The sequence below is a fragment of the Pseudoalteromonas phenolica genome (assembly GCF_005876835.1).
Taxonomy (GTDB): domain Bacteria; phylum Pseudomonadota; class Gammaproteobacteria; order Enterobacterales; family Alteromonadaceae; genus Pseudoalteromonas; species Pseudoalteromonas phenolica_B.
In genome coordinates, this window is record NZ_PPSW01000022.1 from 15739 (window position 1) to 32418 (window position 16680).

The window sequence follows — 16680 nt, forward strand, 5'->3', positions numbered from 1 at the left end:
ACTATGCTTCGTAAAAGAGCTCTGACGTTGCCTTATCAGCAATTTTTGAACTTAAAGAGGCTTCGTATGCTTCATCAGAGTAGTCTTGACGTTTCTCAGGATTCATACCTAACTTTTTAAGTAAGTTCATGTCTGCATCGGCTTCTGGGTTTTCAGTAGTCAGTAACTTATCACCATAGAAAATTGAGTTAGCGCCTGCGAAGAAGCACATTGATTGCATTTGCTCATTCATTGCTGTTCTACCAGCTGATAAACGCACATAACTGTGCGGCATCATGATGCGCGCAGTAGCGATGGTGCGAATAAATTCAAAATGGTCTAGATCTTCAACGTCTTCAAGTGGAGTACCTTTTACTTTTACAAGCATATTAATTGGTACACTTTCAGGTTGTTTTGGTAAGTTTGCAAGTTGCATTAATAAACCATAACGGTCACCCGCTTGCTCACCCATGCCAACAATACCACCAGAGCACACTTTCATACCTGCATCACGCACATTGTCTAATGTATCAAGTCTGTCTTGATAAGTACGTGTAGTGATAATTTGCTCATAATACTCAGGTGAGGTATCTAGGTTATGATTATAGTAATCAAGGCCTGCGTTTCTAAGCTCGTGTGCCTTTTCATTATCCAGCATACCAAGCGTCATACAGGTTTCTAAACCAAGCTCTTTTACTTCACGTACCATTTTAGCAATGTAAGGCATGTCTCTGTCTTTAGGATCAGACCATGCTGCGCCCATACAAAAACGTGTAGCGCCTTTTTCGCGCGCTAATCTCGCTTGTTCAACAACCTTTTCTACTTCCATTAAGCGTTCACGGTCTAAGTCTGTTTTATAGTGCGCTGACTGTGGGCAATATTTACAGTCTTCAGGACAAGCACCCGTTTTAATTGAAAGTAAGGTCGAGATCTGGACTTCGTTTGGATTAAAGTTCTCACGGTGAATACTTGCCGCTTGAAATAGCAAGTCGTTAAACGGCATGTTAAATAGTGCTTTTACTTCTTCGTAAGTCCAATCGTGACGAACTGTAGCCATAATCTGATACTCTTTTTTATTCTTAGCCTGTCTATTAATTAGGCGTTTGATTTGACGGTGATTGGCTTAGTCTACTGAGTGTCGTAGTATTGTCAACGTCACAGCAAAGCTAAAGGTTTACAAGTGAACAATTATCAACCTATAGATATCAACTTCGATAAACAGCATATTTGGCACCCATATACGTCTATAGGTGATCCATTACCTGTTTACGGTGTAACACATACAGATAAGAACAAACTTTATCTTGATGATGGCACAGAACTCATCGATGGCATGGCCTCTTGGTGGAGTGCCATTCATGGTTATAATCACCCTAAAATAGTCGCAGCAATACAAGCACAAGCACAAACAATGTGCCACGTTATGTTTGGCGGTATCACACACGCACCTGCGGTTGAGCTATGTAAAAAGCTGGTTGCAATAAGTCCAGAGCCTTTGCAAAAAGTGTTTTTAGCCGACAGCGGCTCTGTGAGCGTTGAAGTTGCAATCAAAATGGCATTGCAATATTGGATAAGTAAAGGTGAAACCAATAAAACAAAGCTCATGACTGCCAAAAAAGGCTATCACGGTGATACCTTTGCAGCGATGAGTGTCTGTGACCCAATCAATTCAATGCATAGTATGTATCAGGGCTTCTTACCTGAGCATATCTTTGTCGAAGCACCAAAAGCTGGTTTTTACGATAACGAAATTGAAGCTGAACTTGCAGCGTTAGAACACGTGTTTGACCAACATAGCGATGAAGCCGCCGCTTTTATTATCGAACCCATTGTACAAAATGCTGGTGGCATGAACTTTTATCACCCCTCTTATCTTAAAAAACTCAGAGCACTGTGTGACAAATATCATGTACTACTCATTTTAGATGAAATCGCTACTGGCTTTGGCAGAACAGGAAAAATGTTTGCCTGTGAACATGCAAATATCAGCCCCGATATTATGTGTATTGGTAAAGGGTTGACTGGTGGTGCGATGACGTTATCTGCGACTCTTGCAACAGAAGAAGTTGCTGTTGGGATCAGTCAAGGCGAAGCCGGCGTGTTAATGCACGGACCAACATTTATGGGTAATCCGCTTGCATGCTCTGCTGCTAATGCAAGTTTAGACCTGTTAGATGAAAACGATTGGCTTTCACAGATTAATCGTATCGAACAGACAATGAATACTCACTTATCTCAATGTTCTAAATTAGATGCTGTTGAAGATGTTAGAGTATTAGGTGGTATTGGTGTCGTACAAGTCAATCGCTCTGTCAATGTCGCAAAAATTCAAAAGTATTTTATTAGAGAACATAAGGTTTGGATCAGACCATTTGGCAAGCTGATTTATATAATGCCACCTTATATCAGCTCAGATAGCGACATAATGGCTTTATGCAATGCAATTCACCAAGCTATCAACACAGAAGAATACTAAAGCTTATAATCATAAACTTAGCGTTATTTGTTCGAACTGATACAAATAACGCTGAAACATAACTATTAATTTGTTAGACTACTGCGCTTTATGTAATTAGAAGTAGAGTAAACTAACATATGCAGCAAACCGTCCAATTGCAGCCAGCAGAAGCTTATGTACCACCTAAATTCAATGTTTATCAACATCGTCAGATAGATAAGATTGAACAACTTCATCAACTTCCTGAGCATTTACGCTTTGAGATGCGCGTTGTCGCCAATGTTTTTCCTTTCCGTGTAAATAATTACGTGATTGAAGAACTGATTGATTGGGATAAAGTACCTAATGATCCGGTATTCCAATTAACTTTCCCTCAACGTGGCATGCTTGATGACGAGTCATATGATGAAATGGCTGCCTTATTAAGAGAAGAGCATACGCCTGAGCAAGTTTTCGATCTGGCTACAAAAATCAGACAAAAATTGAACCCGCACCCTGCAGGGCAAATGGATAAAAATGTGCCAACCTTTGAGGGTGAGCAAGTTGAAGGTATCCAACACAAATACAAAGAAACTGTGTTGTTCTTCCCTGCTCAAGGTCAATATTGCCATTCTTACTGTACTTTCTGTTTCCGTTGGGCGCAATTCGTAGGCAAAGCAACGCGCTTTAACAATAACGATGAAGACTTACTGCACAACTACCTTGCTGAACACAAAGAAGTAACCGACTTGCTAATGACGGGTGGCGACCCTATGGTTATGCGAACTGTGAAGTTACGTAAGTACCTAGAAGCACTAAAAGAGCCGCGCTTTGATCACATCAAGACTATTCGTATTGGTACTAAGTCTTTAACATTCTGGCCATTCCGTTACGTTACTGATCCAGATGCGCAAGACCTATTAGCATTATTAAAAGAGCTTGTAGATGCTGGCAAACATGTTTCAATTATGGCGCACGTTAACCATAAACAAGAATTACGTACAGAGATTAGCCGTGAAGCAATAAAGCTTATTCGTAAAACTGGCGCGCAGATCCGTACACAGGCTCCACTATTAAACAACTTAAACGTTGATTCAGATATGTGGGCTGAGATGTGGAAAGAACAAACTCAAATGGGCATGATCCCTTACTATATGTTCATTGAGCGTGATACTGGTGCTAAGCGCTACTTCGAATTACCATTGTACAAAACTTGGGAAATTTTCCGTGATGCTTACAAACAAGTTTCAGGTGTAAGTAGAACAGTACGTGGCCCTTCGATGAGTGCAGGCCCTGGTAAAGTTGAAGTATCAGGTGTTACTGAAATTGCAGGTGAAAAAGTATTTGTACTTCGCTTTATCCAAGCGCGTAACCCTGAGTGGGTTCAACGTCCTTTCTTTGCAAAATACGATGAAGAAGCAACTTGGCTTGATGGACTCGTTCCTGCTTTCGGTGAAGAAAAGTTCTTCTGGCAAGAAGAATACGAAGCAATGTAAATAAGTTAAATATGAATTGCGTAGTTAGCTACGCAATTCTTTTTCCACTCCTACCTTTCAATTCGATACCACTTTTCCGAGCCATAAACTATGATTTAAATAGTTAATTAAATTGGAGTTATGGTATGCCAATATCATTAACCAATGAAGAAAAGATAATTCTACGAAGTGTTTCAATTCCACCAAGGCCTGAGGCACTGATAAAGTTTTCTGAAGAAACTAAAAAGCCAGAGCCAAACATTTCTCGTGTATCTGAAATTCTACAAGACGATGTTGGGATCTGTGCAGCTATACTTCAAGTCGTCAATTCAAGCGCTTTTCGACGCGCAAAAGAAATAGAATCAATCGATCAAGCCATTATGATCTTAGGCTTAAAGAGATTAGTCCCCTTAGTTAAGGCCGTCGCGGTTAAAGCTGCTGTTGGCACAGATCCAACAATGGCTAAATTTTGGGATGTGCAAACAGATATAGCGCATGTTGCCAGTATAGTTGCAATGAAACTAGAAAAACCGGCCTTGTCTAATCATGCTTATATGCTTGCGCTTTTTCACGGTGTTGGTGTGGCAATTTTGAATCAGCATTTTGACGATTTTGAAGATGTTATGTCTTATGCAAATGAAAACAGTTGGGATGATGCGGCCAAATTGCAGTTTGAAAAATACCAGACAAATCACGCGACCATTGGTGCTTTACTCGCGCAACAATGGCGCTTACCAAAAGTCATGATTAACATTATTTACTACCAACATGACACCGATGGCTTATTCCAATCAGAAGAATTGGATAAAGTCGGCTTAGACTTACTGTGTATTCTCAAACTCTCAAGGCACTGTGCTTTTTTGAAAGAGCAACCAAGTGAAATAAATGGTGAATGGCAAAACATCATGGATGACGTTATAGATCATCTAGATATGGAAGAAGAGCAGTTATTTAGTATTATCGAAGAAATTACAGATGAAATATGAGAGCCAAAGCGCCCTCATAACATAAGTGCTATTTAAAGCCTTTAAGCATATTTTCACATACAACTGGCGTTGGTCTGTGATTATCATCAACAGCAACAAAGGTAAAGCTGCCTGAAATAGCTAAGTGTTTGTCATCTTTGTGCATGCGCTCTAGGAAGATATTAACATCCACTTTTAAGCTTGTATTACCAACATGAGATACAGTTGCTACTAATTCAGCGAAAGTACCCGCCGGAATAGCTTCTTTAAAATCCACTCTATCTGATGAAATAGTAACGAGAGGCTTGCGACAAAAACGTGTTGCTGCAATAAAAGCAACTTCATCCATCCAAGCCAGTGCATCACCACCGAATAAGGTATTGTGGTGATTTGTACGTCCAGGAAAAACAGTCTTAGTTACAGACGTAATAGACTCTTTAATGCGTTGCTCAATCACTGCTTGTTTTTCAATATCATTCATTTAAGTTACTACTTAGTATTTGCTAATTTATCTGTCATTAATAATGCCGGATCAAGACGTTCATTAAACCAATTGAATCGCCAGTCTAAATGGGGGCCTGTTACACGGCCTGTGGCGCCTATATCTGCAAAATGATCACCGACTTTTACTTTATCTCCAACCTTTACGTGTATTTTATTTAGGTGAATATAGGTTGATGTGATCCCATGACCATGGTCGATGATCACTGTGCCGCCGCTATAGTATAGTTCAGGATCTGCCATAACCACTTTTCCCGCAAGTGGTGCCCAAACTGGCGTGCCCGTTTTATTGGCAATGTCTAAACCAAAATGTGGGTTTCTAGGTTTGCCATTAAAGAAGCGCTGACTGCCATATACACCCGAAATACGGCCTTTGGCTGGACGTAAAACGGTATCTTTAAAATAAGTAAAGTTAGATGCACCAGCTCGCGCAGCTCGTACTCGCTTTGCATCATCTTTAATGCGAGCAAGTACTGAGTCAGGTGGTGAGACGTATTTCTTCTCAACACCCGTAATTCGATCGATTTTATATTCGCGCTTAGTGATCACAATGTCTTGATTATGATGTTTACCGTTTTGGTCAACCCAAGTAAGCGAGTGTTTAGTATCTGCATCTCGACCGAAGCCGAACACAAACTCTCCGTCTTTGGTTATTTTTAATGCTTTGCCATTAAAATAGACCGAGTTAGGCTTGTCTAGCTTACCAATGATCATACCGCCTTGCGTTAGACTGCCTTTAAGCTCTAATGCCATTGAACTAACACTGGCAGTCAAACTAACTAAAGCGAACAATGCAGCTTTAAACATATGCAATAGCTCCTTTGCCTACGCCCTCAAATGCTTTTACTTTCACTGCATTGTCGGGGTGCGCTTTTTTAATTTCTGTTGCCAAATAATCTGCAATACATTCCACTGTTGTATCACAAGGCAAAAGATCACAACGCGCTTTACTAATTGCTAATTCAAAGTAACCCTGTGTAGAGGTGTATGCAAACGCGTAATCAGAATCTAAAGCTTTAATATGTTTTAGTTCTGAGTTATCAATCAAGTCTTCTTCAGAGCCAAGGTAAATGTCTTCCCATTTACGTGACCATTCTTTTTGGAGACGAGGCATAGGAATGTTATCCAGGCTAATACCAATCAACGAGCGGTGACCGTGAACGATGCGCTGACAATTACCATCGTGCTTTTTTAAACCGTGGCTATAGTGGTAATAAAAGCTAGACGTTTGTTCTGGACGAAGCTCAATATCGATGTCTTTTACGTTTTCAGGCATCTTAGGCATAATTTGTTGCTTCAAGAAGGCTATCACTGATTGCTCGTTCACTGTTTCAGCATCAATTAAGCAAATAGCTTGCTCTGGTGCATACATCGCAATGTGCTGTTCGTCACCGAATTGTGCATCTAACTTCACTTGTTCGTTTTCAATACTGTACATACCATTCAAACCTGCAGGTATTGCAAGCTTATGGTCGATTGTGTCATCGATAATGCGTTTAATCTGTTTTTTTACAAGTGCAAAATCTAAGACCATAGATTCATCATTCAAGTCTCCATGAAGTGTTAAGTCAGCAATCCAACTTTCACCTACCGGCCCTCTTTTATTACAAAAGTAAGAAAAATCAATAACAGTTAAAGCGTCTACGAATAAAATCATGTCGATCCAAAATGAACTAAGTTAACAAGAATCATTATAAAGAAATGTATTCTAAAAATCGCCCAAGTTGATGCAAGTTGTCATATAAAAATGCTTAAATATTTAAAATATTAACAATAATCAACTGTTCAGAGTTGTTTGGCGTACATCTGTAAGCTAAAGTAGCCTGAATTTTATTTTGAAGAAAAAGTATTAATACTATGGAACCAAAGAACAGCTACACAAAAGAAGAATTGATCCTATGTGGTCGTGGTGAAATGTTTGGTGAAGGCAACTGCCGTTTACCAAGTGACAACATGCTAATGATGGATCGCATCATTGAGATCAACGATGACGGTGGTGAGTTTGGCAAAGGTCAAATTATCGCTGAGTTAGACATTGACCCTAGCCTTTGGTTCTTCGATTGTCACTTTAAAGGCGACCCTGTAATGCCTGGTTGTCTTGGTCTAGACGCAATGTGGCAGATCGTTGGCTTTTTCTTAGGTTGGTCTGGTGGCCCTGGTCTTGGTCGTGCACTAGGTGTTGGCGAAGTTAAATTCACAGGTCAAATCTTACCAACGGCTAAAAAAGTGACTTACCGTGTAGATATGAAGCGTGTAATTAAACGTAAATTATTCATGGGTATGGCTGACGGTACAGTTGAAGTAGATGGTCGCGTTATCTATGAAGCAAAAGATCTTAAAGTAGGTCTTTTCCAAGATACAAGCGCTTTCTAGTTAAAGTTATAAGTACTTTGCTCTAACAACAAAGCCCTCAATTGAGGGCTTTGTTGTATTAAATTCTCTATTCTCTGTATATTAAGTTTTAAACATATTGCGGTCATCAATGGCTTCTCGCCACCCGCCTAACCATTCTGATCTAGATTCTAATTGTTGATATGGACAAAGTTCTTTTGAGCGTCCTGCTAAACCTGCTTTATATCCTTGGGAATGTGCTCTTTCTAATCGATCACGCTTTTGTCTCTTCATAGGTAAATCCTCACCTTTTGTTTATTAACACTGCAAAACATTGCAACATTTAATGAATAGTTAATAAAAACGTAAAATTCAAATGTTATTAGCCTTTACGCTCAAATTAAAATGATGCATGTTTTATAAAGTCTAATTTTGTAAATACGAGAACACGAAGACGGTTAAAGAAATGACTTTAACGCTTCATAAAAGCAGGATTGGCCAACCCTTGGAACCTAATAAAACATATTCTTCATATAGCTGCAATATAATTTACACAATTAAAATTAGCTCAAGCCAATTAAGAATAATTTAAGCAAACAAACATTGATATTTAAGATTTAACTTCAATAAATAAAAATTTATAAATAAAAAATTTAAAATTACTGAAAATTAACATTGTCATTTCACTGTAATTATTTGCCTAAATAAAGTGCCTATTTTTTAGTATCTTACAGACACAAAAAAGGCCGCAACAAAGCGACCTTGATCGTATAAACAGTGATTGAAAGAAGTCTTAGTTAATGACTTCTAAACCACCCATGTATTGACGTAATACTTCTGGTACCACGATTGAACCGTCAGCTTGTTGATAATTTTCTAAAATTGCTACTAACGTACGGCCAACAGCTAAACCAGAACCATTTAATGTATGAAGTAGTTCAGGCTTCTTCTCACCTTGACGACGGAAACGCGCTTGCATACGACGTGCTTGGAAATCCCACATGTTTGAGCAAGATGAAATTTCACGATAAGTATCTTGCGCTGGTAACCATACTTCTAGATCGTATGTTTTTGTTGCACCAAAGCCCATATCACCAGTACATAACACGACTTTTCTATACGGTAACTCTAATGCTTGTAAAATATATTCAGCGTGACCAGTTAGCTTTTCAAGCGCCGCCATTGAGTCTTCTGGTTTTACAAGTTGCACAAGCTCTACTTTATCGAACTGGTGTTGACGAATTAAACCACGTGTATCACGGCCGTAACTACCCGCTTCGCTTCTGAAACAAGGCGTGTGCGCTGTCATTCTGATTGGAAGTTCTTTTTCATCAAAGATTTCATCACGTGCACAGTTTGTAAGCGGAACTTCAGCCGTTGGAATTAAGCTGAAACCTTCTTGCTCTTCACCATCGTCGTTGATTAAACCTTTAGTGTGGAATAAATCACCTGCGAACTTAGGTAACTGACCTGTGCCTAGCAAGCTGTCTTTGTTTACAAGGTAAGGCACGTACATTTCTGTGTATCCATGCTTATCAGCGTGTGTATCAAGCATAAATTGAACTAGTGCACGGTGCATACGCGCAACACCACCACGCATTACAGTGAAGCGAGAGCCTGTTAGTTTAACACCGGTTTCAAAGTCTAAGCCTTTATCAAGCGCTTCACCTAAATCTACGTGATCTTTAACTTCAAAATCATACTGCTTAGGTTCACCCCATTTGATGATTTCAACATTTTCACTTTCATCACTGCCTGCTGGCACATCTTCAGCAGGTAAGTTAGGTAAAGTTAAAGCGATATTATTTAGCTTAGCTAAAATTTCGTCTTGTTCGTTCTTAGCCGCTGTAAGTTGATCGCCTAAGTTAGCAACAGCATCTAGTAGTGGCTGAATATCTTCGCCTTTTGCTTTAGCTTGACCAATTGCTTTGGAGCGGCTGTTTCTTTCGCTTTGTAATTCTTGTGTTTTTGTTTGAAGCGCTTTGCGTTGCTCTTCTAAAGCATTAATCGCATCAACATCAAGCTCAAAGCCACGTTTAGCTAGTCGAGCTGCTGCTTCAGCAATATCCTGACGTAAATATTTTGAATCTAACATTTTGCTTTTAACCTTTTTGCATGACTAAGTTAAGGCCTAACCAAGCCATAAAAATACATAACACCACATTTAAGGTGATATTGAGAATCATCTTCACAATTTGCCCTTGTTGAAGTAGCAACAAAGAGTCCATCGAGAATGTAGAGAAAGTTGTTAATGCACCTAAGAAACCAATCACAATAAGTGACTTATAAGGGCTTACCGCGAGTACTTGTTTTTCAAGTAAGCCAAATACAACTCCCAATAATAATGAACCGATTATATTAACGGTCAAAGTGCCAAATGGGAATCCCCTACCCAGCAGTTTAAGCATTGTATCACTAATAAAAAACCTTAAACACGCACCAAGTGCGCCTCCAAGTGCAATTGAGAGGTACATTTTAATCATTTGAATATCTTTTGTTCACGCTCATTTGATTTAATGACTTTAAATATTCAAGCTTATCTTTGATCTGCTTTTCTAAGCCGCGTTCAGAGGGCACATAATATTGCCTGTCTTTGATTTCTTCAGGAAAGTAATTTTCACCTGCGGCAAATGCCCCTTCTTCATTATGGGCATATCGATATTCATCACCATAACCTAGCTCTTTCATGAGCTTTGTCGGTGCATTGCGTAAGTGAACGGGCACTTGGTGATCTGGGTCGGTTGCTGCATCTTGTTTGGCTTGATTAAATGCCATATAAACTGCGTTACTTTTTGCTGCACTGGCAAGATAAATTGTTGCCTGTGCAATAGCCCTCTCGCCTTCACTGGGCCCGACGCGTTGAAATATATCCCACGCATTTAATGCCACTTGCATTGCTCTTGGATCAGCATTACCAATATCTTCGGTGGCGATGGCTAAAAGGCGTCTTGCAACATAAAGTGGGTCGCCACCACCGGCTAGGATTCTACAATACCAATAAAGCGCAGCATCTGGATCGCTCCCCCTAACTGATTTATGAAACGCTGAGATCAGGTCGTAGAATAAGTCTCCCCCTTTATCATATTTTGCAAAATGAGAAGGCAATAGCTGACTAAGTACATCAGAAGTAATAACCACTTGGCCATGTTGGTCAGATAATTCAATAGCTTGTTCAAGTAGATTTAAAGCTTTACGCGCATCGCCACTACTGACTTGTGCAATTTGCATAAGTTGCGCATCTGAAATTGTTATTTGAAGCTTTGATAGTGTCTCATCTTTAGTAATCGCGCGTTTTAATACCTGTACAAGTTCTTCATCGGCTAAAGCCTTTAAGGTGTAAACACGTGCCCGCGATAGAATCGCGTTATTAAGGGCGAAACTTGGGTTTTCAGTAGTGGCACCAATAAAAATAAAAGTACCATCTTCAATGTGAGGTAAAAAAGCATCTTGTTGAGACTTATTAAATCTATGAACTTCGTCAACAAACAATAAAGTTCTTTGTCCCATACTGAGGTTTTGTTTAGCTTCTAGCACTGCTTCACGGATTTCTTTTACACCTGAAGTCACAGCAGATAAGTGCTGAATACGCGCATTGGCATGGTTAGCAATTATTTCAGCAATGGTAGTTTTGCCAACGCCTGGCGGCCCCCAAACGATTAGACTATGTGCTCTGCCAAACAGTATGGCTTTATATAAGGGTTTATCAGCGGCTAATATATGTGATTGGCCGATATAGTCTTCTAACTGTGTTGGCCGCATTCTTGCGGCCAATGGCTTAACATCGTTGCCAAAATCAAATCCTAAATTACTCACAAAAACTATTCACTTTGTGTTTGGTCGTCAATTACAACATGTTCAGGAATGGTAAAATTAAACAGGTCACTATTTAAAGTACCGTTCAATTTGATATCTGAGAATTTAAACTCAGTTAATTGACCTGATAAATCCACCACCAATATTTTTGAAAGTTGTTTATCAGTATTAAACTGTAATTCTAACGACTCTACTTGCGAGTCTGTTGTCGATTTGGGGATGATTTTGTAATTATCTTTAGTCTTAGAAACCTGATACTTTTCCCATTGTGTTTTAGCATTTGTAGTTAATAAAACAAAAGGCGTTGTTTCGATCAGATTAAGACTGGCCATAATGGTCACTTGCTCTGCAAATTCATCGTAATAATAAGCACGATGACCATCAGAAACCAACATGGTTGAGTCAGGCTCTTGCTGTTGCCAATGAATTCTTAAAGGCTGTGCTAGCGCTAAGTTACCCGAGCCAGTTTGTAATACTTCACCTTGCTGATCCGTTACTTTTTGATTAAAACTCGCTTTAAACGTCGTCATTTCAGAGAGTTTAGCTTTAAGTTCAATTGCAGCATCTGCAAATGCGGCTTGTGACAAAAACATCGAAGACAAACCGATTAAACTTGTTAATAGTGTTTTTTTCATCATTTAATTTACTCCCCCTTTAGGGACTAATACTTCTCGAGCACCATTGTGCCCTGGTGAACTTACGACACCTGACGCTTCCATTTGTTCAACTAAACGAGCAGCTCGGTTATAACCGACACGAAGCTTACGTTGCACACTCGAAACAGACACCTTGCCTGATTCAATAACAAAGCTAACAGCTTCGTCATAAAGTGGGTCAGACTCATCGTCGCCACCTTCTGGTGTTTCACCCGGTAATAAAATATCTTCAGTGGCATCACCACATAAGATTTCTTCAATGTAATTGGGCTTACCGCGGGCTTTCCAGTCGCTTACAACAGCATGCACTTCATGGTCATCAACAAACGCGCCGTGAACACGAATTGGTACGCTGGTGCCCGGCGGTAAATACAGCATGTCACCCATGCCAAGTAAGTTTTCTGCACCTTGCTGATCTAAAATGGTACGAGAGTCGATTTTACTTGATACTTGGAAAGCCATACGAGTTGGAATATTCGCTTTGATAAGACCTGTAATAACATCAACAGACGGTCTTTGTGTTGCAAGCACTAAGTGAATACCTGCAGCACGTGCTTTTTGTGCTATACGCGCAATCAACTCTTCAACTTTCTTACCGACAATCATCATCATGTCAGCAAACTCGTCAATCACAACAACGATACTTGGCAGTTTATCAAGCTCTTCAGGCTCATTCGCCATACCATCTGTGTCTTTGAACAGCGGATCTAATATTGGTTGACCCGCTTCTTTGGCCGCAAGCACTTTTTGGTTGTAACCTTTTAAGTTACGAACACCAAGTGCTGACATGAGTTTGTAACGGCGTTCCATTTCGCCAACACACCATCGCAGTGCATTTGATGCTTCTTTCATGTCTGTGACAACCTCACATAGTAAGTGCGGAATACCTTCATAGACAGAAAGTTCAAGCATTTTCGGGTCTATCATGATCATACGCACATCTTCTGGCGGTGACTTGTAGAGCAAGCTCAAAATCATGACATTTACACCAACAGATTTACCTGAACCCGTTGTACCAGCAACTAATAAATGCGGCATTTTGCCTAAATCTGCAACCACAGGCTCACCAGCAATGTCTTTACCTAAAACCATGGTCAATGGCGATGGGTTTTGTTCAAATTTAGGGGCGTTAATTACTTCTGAAAGGCGTACAATTTCTCTGTGTTTGTTTGGTAGTTCAAGACCAACATAGGTTTTACCTGGGATTACTTCTACAACACGAACACTGACTGCAGATAACGAACGAGCTAAATCTTTTGCAAGACCGGTGATTTTCGCAACTTTAATACCCGGTGCTAAATCGAGCTCAAATCGCGTGACAACGGGACCAGGGTACACCCCCACTACACTCGCTTGAATATTAAAATCCAGCAGCTTAACTTCAACAAGACGAGATACGGCATCCAATTCTTCTTTTGATATAGGGTTTTTCTGTTTATCAGGCCTGTCTAATAAATCGAGTGAAGGAAGTGGATTTTTTGGCGGCTCAGCATTCAGTAATTCTTCAAACTTTTCTTTCGCTGTTGGCTCTGGCACGAAAACCGTTTTTTCTGGGTCATTTCTTGGCTTAAGCGGTCTTGCTGGAGACTGAACCCTGGTTTCTTGCTCTTGAGCTACAACAGGTGCATCGTCTAATCCTTGTAAAGCGCTAGAGGCATCAAAATCGTCATCATCAATAGCTGAAAAGTTTATTTCTTGCTCTAGAATGTCATCTAATTCATCAAATATATCTGCTCGAGGATTATCTAAGTTTGATTTATCAAGTGTAGGTTCACTTTTTATTGCTTTGCTTTCAGTGTCTAGATTTGTTTCTGACTCTGTTTTGTTTGTAAATAGTCTGTCTTTTAATTTCGCAATTGGTTTTTGCTCTTGCGATTGTTGAGAAGTAATTTCAGATTCAGCATAGGTGACTTCGGTTTTATCTGACGTATCTTCAAGAGTTGTCATTTCATCTAACTGAACTTGAGTTTCTTGTCTAACGACAGGCTGTACTTGCTTATTTTTTTGGATGTCTTGGAACTTGTTGAATAATAAACGACAAACTTGAATAACCTTTTCACCGATGTAATCAACAAACTCAACCCATGACACCCCTGTCATTAAGGTTAACCCTGCAAAGAAAAAGCACAATAAAATGATTGAAGTGCCCGTGAATTTAAATGCTGGGATCATCGCATCACGAACGACGTCACCAATAAATCCGCCTGAAGACACATGATAGATATCATCAAAGTTAATGCTGCTTATGGCACTTGCTGAAGATACAAACAAAACTAGACCAATCAGTCTTAGAGCTAGAGTGACATAATCAAGGTGAAATAACTTGTGTGGCTTCTTAAACAGTAAATACCCAGCCAATTGAATGGCTGCAGGCACTAAAAACGCCATCCAGCCAAAACTAACTAGTAATATATCAGCAACCCACGCACCTGCTGTGCCTGTGATATTTTTTACTTCAAGATATTCACCTGTTTGAGACCAAGCAGGATCAGATGGGTCAAAGCTTATCAAGGCACATAAAGTAAATAATGCAGTGAATGTGCTGACGATCAGGCCAGTTTCAAGTAGCCTTTGAATTCCATTAAGACGCATAAAGTGCGTTCACCCCTAGTTTGCCTTGGTTTAGATTTTTTATTGAGTGCTATTGATGCTTTTTTGGTAAATCTAAACTTTTGGATATTAAAATCTTTTCTATCTGAATAAGCGCTTAAGTACGCTTTTATAATAAATCTAACAATACCAAGAAATAACTAAGCTTCACAGGGTTTTATTACTTCTCCGAGCTCCCCTTTTACCTCTTCCATAACAACATAAGTGCGACTTTCACTTACATTTGGTAATTGCAGCAGTATGTCGCCCAAAACACCTCGATACTCAGACATATCTGTTACTCGTGTTTTTAGTAAAAAATCAAAATTACCTGACACTAAGTGACATTCTATTATTTCATCATGCTGTCTAACTGCCTGATTGAACTTATCGAATACATCTGGGCTATTCTTATTGACTGTTACTTCTACATAAACTAACAGCCCCTGACCTAACTTTGCCGGGTCAACAACTGCTTTATACCCTTTTATGTAGCCTTCTCGCTCTAGCTTTTTTACACGTTCTAAACAGGGCGTTGCACTAAGTCCTATCCTCCTTGCTAACTCTACATTTGAAAGTCTGCCATCTTTCTGAAGTTCTACTAAAATGTTTCTGTCTATTCGATCTAACTGTTGGTACATGTGCTTTCCAGAGTTTTAATCTGCCATACGATGCTTTTTAGAATTTATATCTAGAAGATACACCAAAAAAGGTAGGACATACTAGCTAATGACCAATATAATAGTCGAAAATTTTATCCCGTTCTTATATATGAGGCGATTATTATGCTTATCGGTGTACCTAAAGAAATAAAAAACCATGAATACCGTGTTGGTATGGTTCCAGCAAGTGTTCGTGAATTAATTAACCACGGCCACCAAGTTGTTGTTGAAACAAATGCTGGTATTGGCATTGGTTTTACTGACGAAGATTACATTGCAGTTGGTGCAGAAATCTTACCAACAGCTGCTGATGTTTTTGCAAAAGCAGACATGATTGTAAAAGTAAAAGAGCCTCAAGCTGTTGAGCGCGCTATGTTACGTGAAGGTCAAATCCTATTCACTTACCTTCACCTTGCACCAGATCTTCCACAAACTGAAGACCTTGTTAAGAGCAAGTCTATCTGTATCGCATACGAAACTGTAACTGACGCTCGTGGTGGCTTACCACTTCTTGCGCCTATGTCAGAAGTTGCTGGCCGTATGTCAATTCAAGCTGGCGCTCAGGCACTTGAAAAATCAAATGCAGGTCGTGGTATGCTTTTAGGTGGTGTACCTGGTGTTGAACCGGCTAAAGTAGTTGTTATCGGTGCTGGTATGGTTGGTAACAATGCAGCACAAATGGCTGTAGGCATGGGTGCTGATGTTGTTATTCTTGACCGTAACGTTGACGTTCTTCGTCGTGTAGACGCGCAATTCGGTAACCGTGTTAAAGCGGTATACTCAACCGCTGACGCCTTAGAAAAACACGTGTTAGAAGCTGATCTTGTGATCGGTGGTGTACTAATCCCAGGTGCAGCAGCGCCGAAACTAGTTACTGCAGAGCACATCAAGAACATGAAGCCTGGTTCTGCAATCGTTGACGTTGCGATCGACCAAGGTGGTTGTATTGAAACCTCTAAAGCAACTACACACGCTGAACCGACATACATCGTTGATGACGTTGTTCACTATTGTGTTGCTAACATGCCAGGTGCTGTTCCGCGTACTTCGACGTTTGCACTTAACAATGCGACGCTACCATACATCATCAAGCTTGCGAACAAAGGCTATAAAGCTGCGCTTCTTGAAGACGAACACTTCATGAATGGCTTAAACGTGATCAACGGTCAAATTACATGTAAAGAAGTTGCTGAAGGCTTCAACATGGAATTCGTAGATGCACGTACTGCACTAGAAAATGCTTAATGTATAAGTGAAATGAAAAAACCCGCT

Annotated in this window: 16 protein-coding genes; 5 read left to right on the plus strand and 11 right to left on the minus strand. The window is 39.9% G+C overall.

All coding sequences use genetic code 11. The features are described from left to right. Position 1: 1 nt before the first annotated feature. Positions 2-1036: a biotin synthase BioB gene (gene bioB / locus C1E24_RS13405; RefSeq protein WP_138482239.1), complete on the minus strand. Its 1035-nt coding sequence runs from the start codon at positions 1034-1036 to the stop codon at positions 2-4. A gap of 123 nt (positions 1037-1159) precedes the next feature. Between bioB and bioA the strand changes: the two genes are divergently transcribed. From bioA to C1E24_RS13420, 3 genes are all read left to right on the plus strand, one after another. Further along, positions 1160-2455 (plus strand): adenosylmethionine--8-amino-7-oxononanoate transaminase, encoded by a 1296-nt coding sequence (gene bioA, locus C1E24_RS13410; RefSeq protein ID WP_138482241.1) that lies wholly within the window; start codon positions 1160-1162, stop codon positions 2453-2455. A gap of 119 nt (positions 2456-2574) precedes the next feature. Then, positions 2575-3912: a KamA family radical SAM protein gene (locus C1E24_RS13415; protein WP_138482243.1), complete on the plus strand. Its 1338-nt coding sequence runs from the start codon at positions 2575-2577 to the stop codon at positions 3910-3912. Positions 3913-4037: 125 nt separating this feature from the next. After that, a complete protein-coding gene (locus C1E24_RS13420; RefSeq protein WP_138482245.1) occupies positions 4038-4877 on the plus strand; it encodes an HDOD domain-containing protein in 840 nt (279 codons plus the stop codon). A gap of 28 nt (positions 4878-4905) precedes the next feature. On the opposite strand, the gene C1E24_RS13425 is transcribed toward C1E24_RS13420, so the two are convergent. Genes C1E24_RS13425 through C1E24_RS13435 form a run of 3 tightly spaced genes read right to left on the minus strand, consistent with a single transcriptional unit; the run spans position 4906 to position 7014 of the window. Further along, entirely contained in the window at positions 4906-5337 is a 432-nt protein-coding gene (locus C1E24_RS13425; protein WP_138482247.1) for an acyl-CoA thioesterase, read from the minus strand. 8 nt (positions 5338-5345) lie between these two features. Further along, positions 5346-6164 carry a M23 family metallopeptidase gene (locus C1E24_RS13430; protein WP_138482249.1) on the minus strand — a complete coding sequence of 273 codons (819 nt, stop codon included), beginning with the start codon at positions 6162-6164 and terminating at the stop codon, positions 5346-5348. Beyond that, positions 6157-7014: a 6-carboxytetrahydropterin synthase gene (locus C1E24_RS13435; protein WP_138482251.1), complete on the minus strand. Its 858-nt coding sequence runs from the start codon at positions 7012-7014 to the stop codon at positions 6157-6159. The genes C1E24_RS13430 and C1E24_RS13435 overlap by 8 nt, the downstream gene beginning before the upstream one ends. A gap of 200 nt (positions 7015-7214) precedes the next feature. Between C1E24_RS13435 and fabA the strand changes: the two genes are divergently transcribed. Further along, positions 7215-7730, plus strand: a complete 516-nt coding sequence (fabA, locus tag C1E24_RS13440) for a bifunctional 3-hydroxydecanoyl-ACP dehydratase/trans-2-decenoyl-ACP isomerase (RefSeq protein WP_138482253.1) — start codon at positions 7215-7217, stop codon at positions 7728-7730. Between the two features lie 81 nt (positions 7731-7811). On the opposite strand, the gene rmf is transcribed toward fabA, so the two are convergent. The 7 genes from rmf to lrp all read right to left on the minus strand — a co-directional run bounded on the left by rmf (position 7812) and on the right by lrp (position 15387). Further along, on the minus strand, positions 7812-7982 hold the full coding sequence (gene rmf, locus C1E24_RS13445) for a ribosome modulation factor (RefSeq protein ID WP_058029745.1): 171 nt from the start codon (positions 7980-7982) through the stop codon (positions 7812-7814). 499 nt (positions 7983-8481) lie between these two features. After that, entirely contained in the window at positions 8482-9783 is a 1302-nt protein-coding gene (gene serS, locus C1E24_RS13450; protein WP_138482255.1) for a serine--tRNA ligase, read from the minus strand. A 7-nt stretch (positions 9784-9790) separates the two neighbouring features. Next, positions 9791-10171, minus strand: a complete 381-nt coding sequence (gene crcB, locus C1E24_RS13455) for a fluoride efflux transporter CrcB (RefSeq protein WP_058029743.1) — start codon at positions 10169-10171, stop codon at positions 9791-9793. Then, the gene (locus C1E24_RS13460) at positions 10164-11501 is read right to left on the minus strand and encodes a replication-associated recombination protein A (RefSeq protein ID WP_138482257.1); all 1338 of its coding nucleotides are present in this window, start codon (positions 11499-11501) and stop codon (positions 10164-10166) included. The genes crcB and C1E24_RS13460 overlap by 8 nt, the downstream gene beginning before the upstream one ends. Before the next feature lie 5 nt (positions 11502-11506). Then, positions 11507-12139 carry an outer membrane lipoprotein chaperone LolA gene (gene lolA / locus C1E24_RS13465; RefSeq protein ID WP_240722019.1) on the minus strand — a complete coding sequence of 211 codons (633 nt, stop codon included), beginning with the start codon at positions 12137-12139 and terminating at the stop codon, positions 11507-11509. Then, positions 12140-14749, minus strand: a complete 2610-nt coding sequence (locus tag C1E24_RS13470; protein ID WP_138482259.1) for a DNA translocase FtsK — start codon at positions 14747-14749, stop codon at positions 12140-12142. A 158-nt stretch (positions 14750-14907) separates the two neighbouring features. Further along, positions 14908-15387, minus strand: a complete 480-nt coding sequence (lrp, locus tag C1E24_RS13475; RefSeq protein WP_138482260.1) for a leucine-responsive transcriptional regulator Lrp — start codon at positions 15385-15387, stop codon at positions 14908-14910. Positions 15388-15531: 144 nt separating this feature from the next. Between lrp and ald the strand changes: the two genes are divergently transcribed. Beyond that, the gene (ald, locus tag C1E24_RS13480; RefSeq protein ID WP_138482262.1) at positions 15532-16653 is read left to right on the plus strand and encodes an alanine dehydrogenase; all 1122 of its coding nucleotides are present in this window, start codon (positions 15532-15534) and stop codon (positions 16651-16653) included. The last annotated feature ends 27 nt before the right edge of the window (positions 16654-16680 follow it).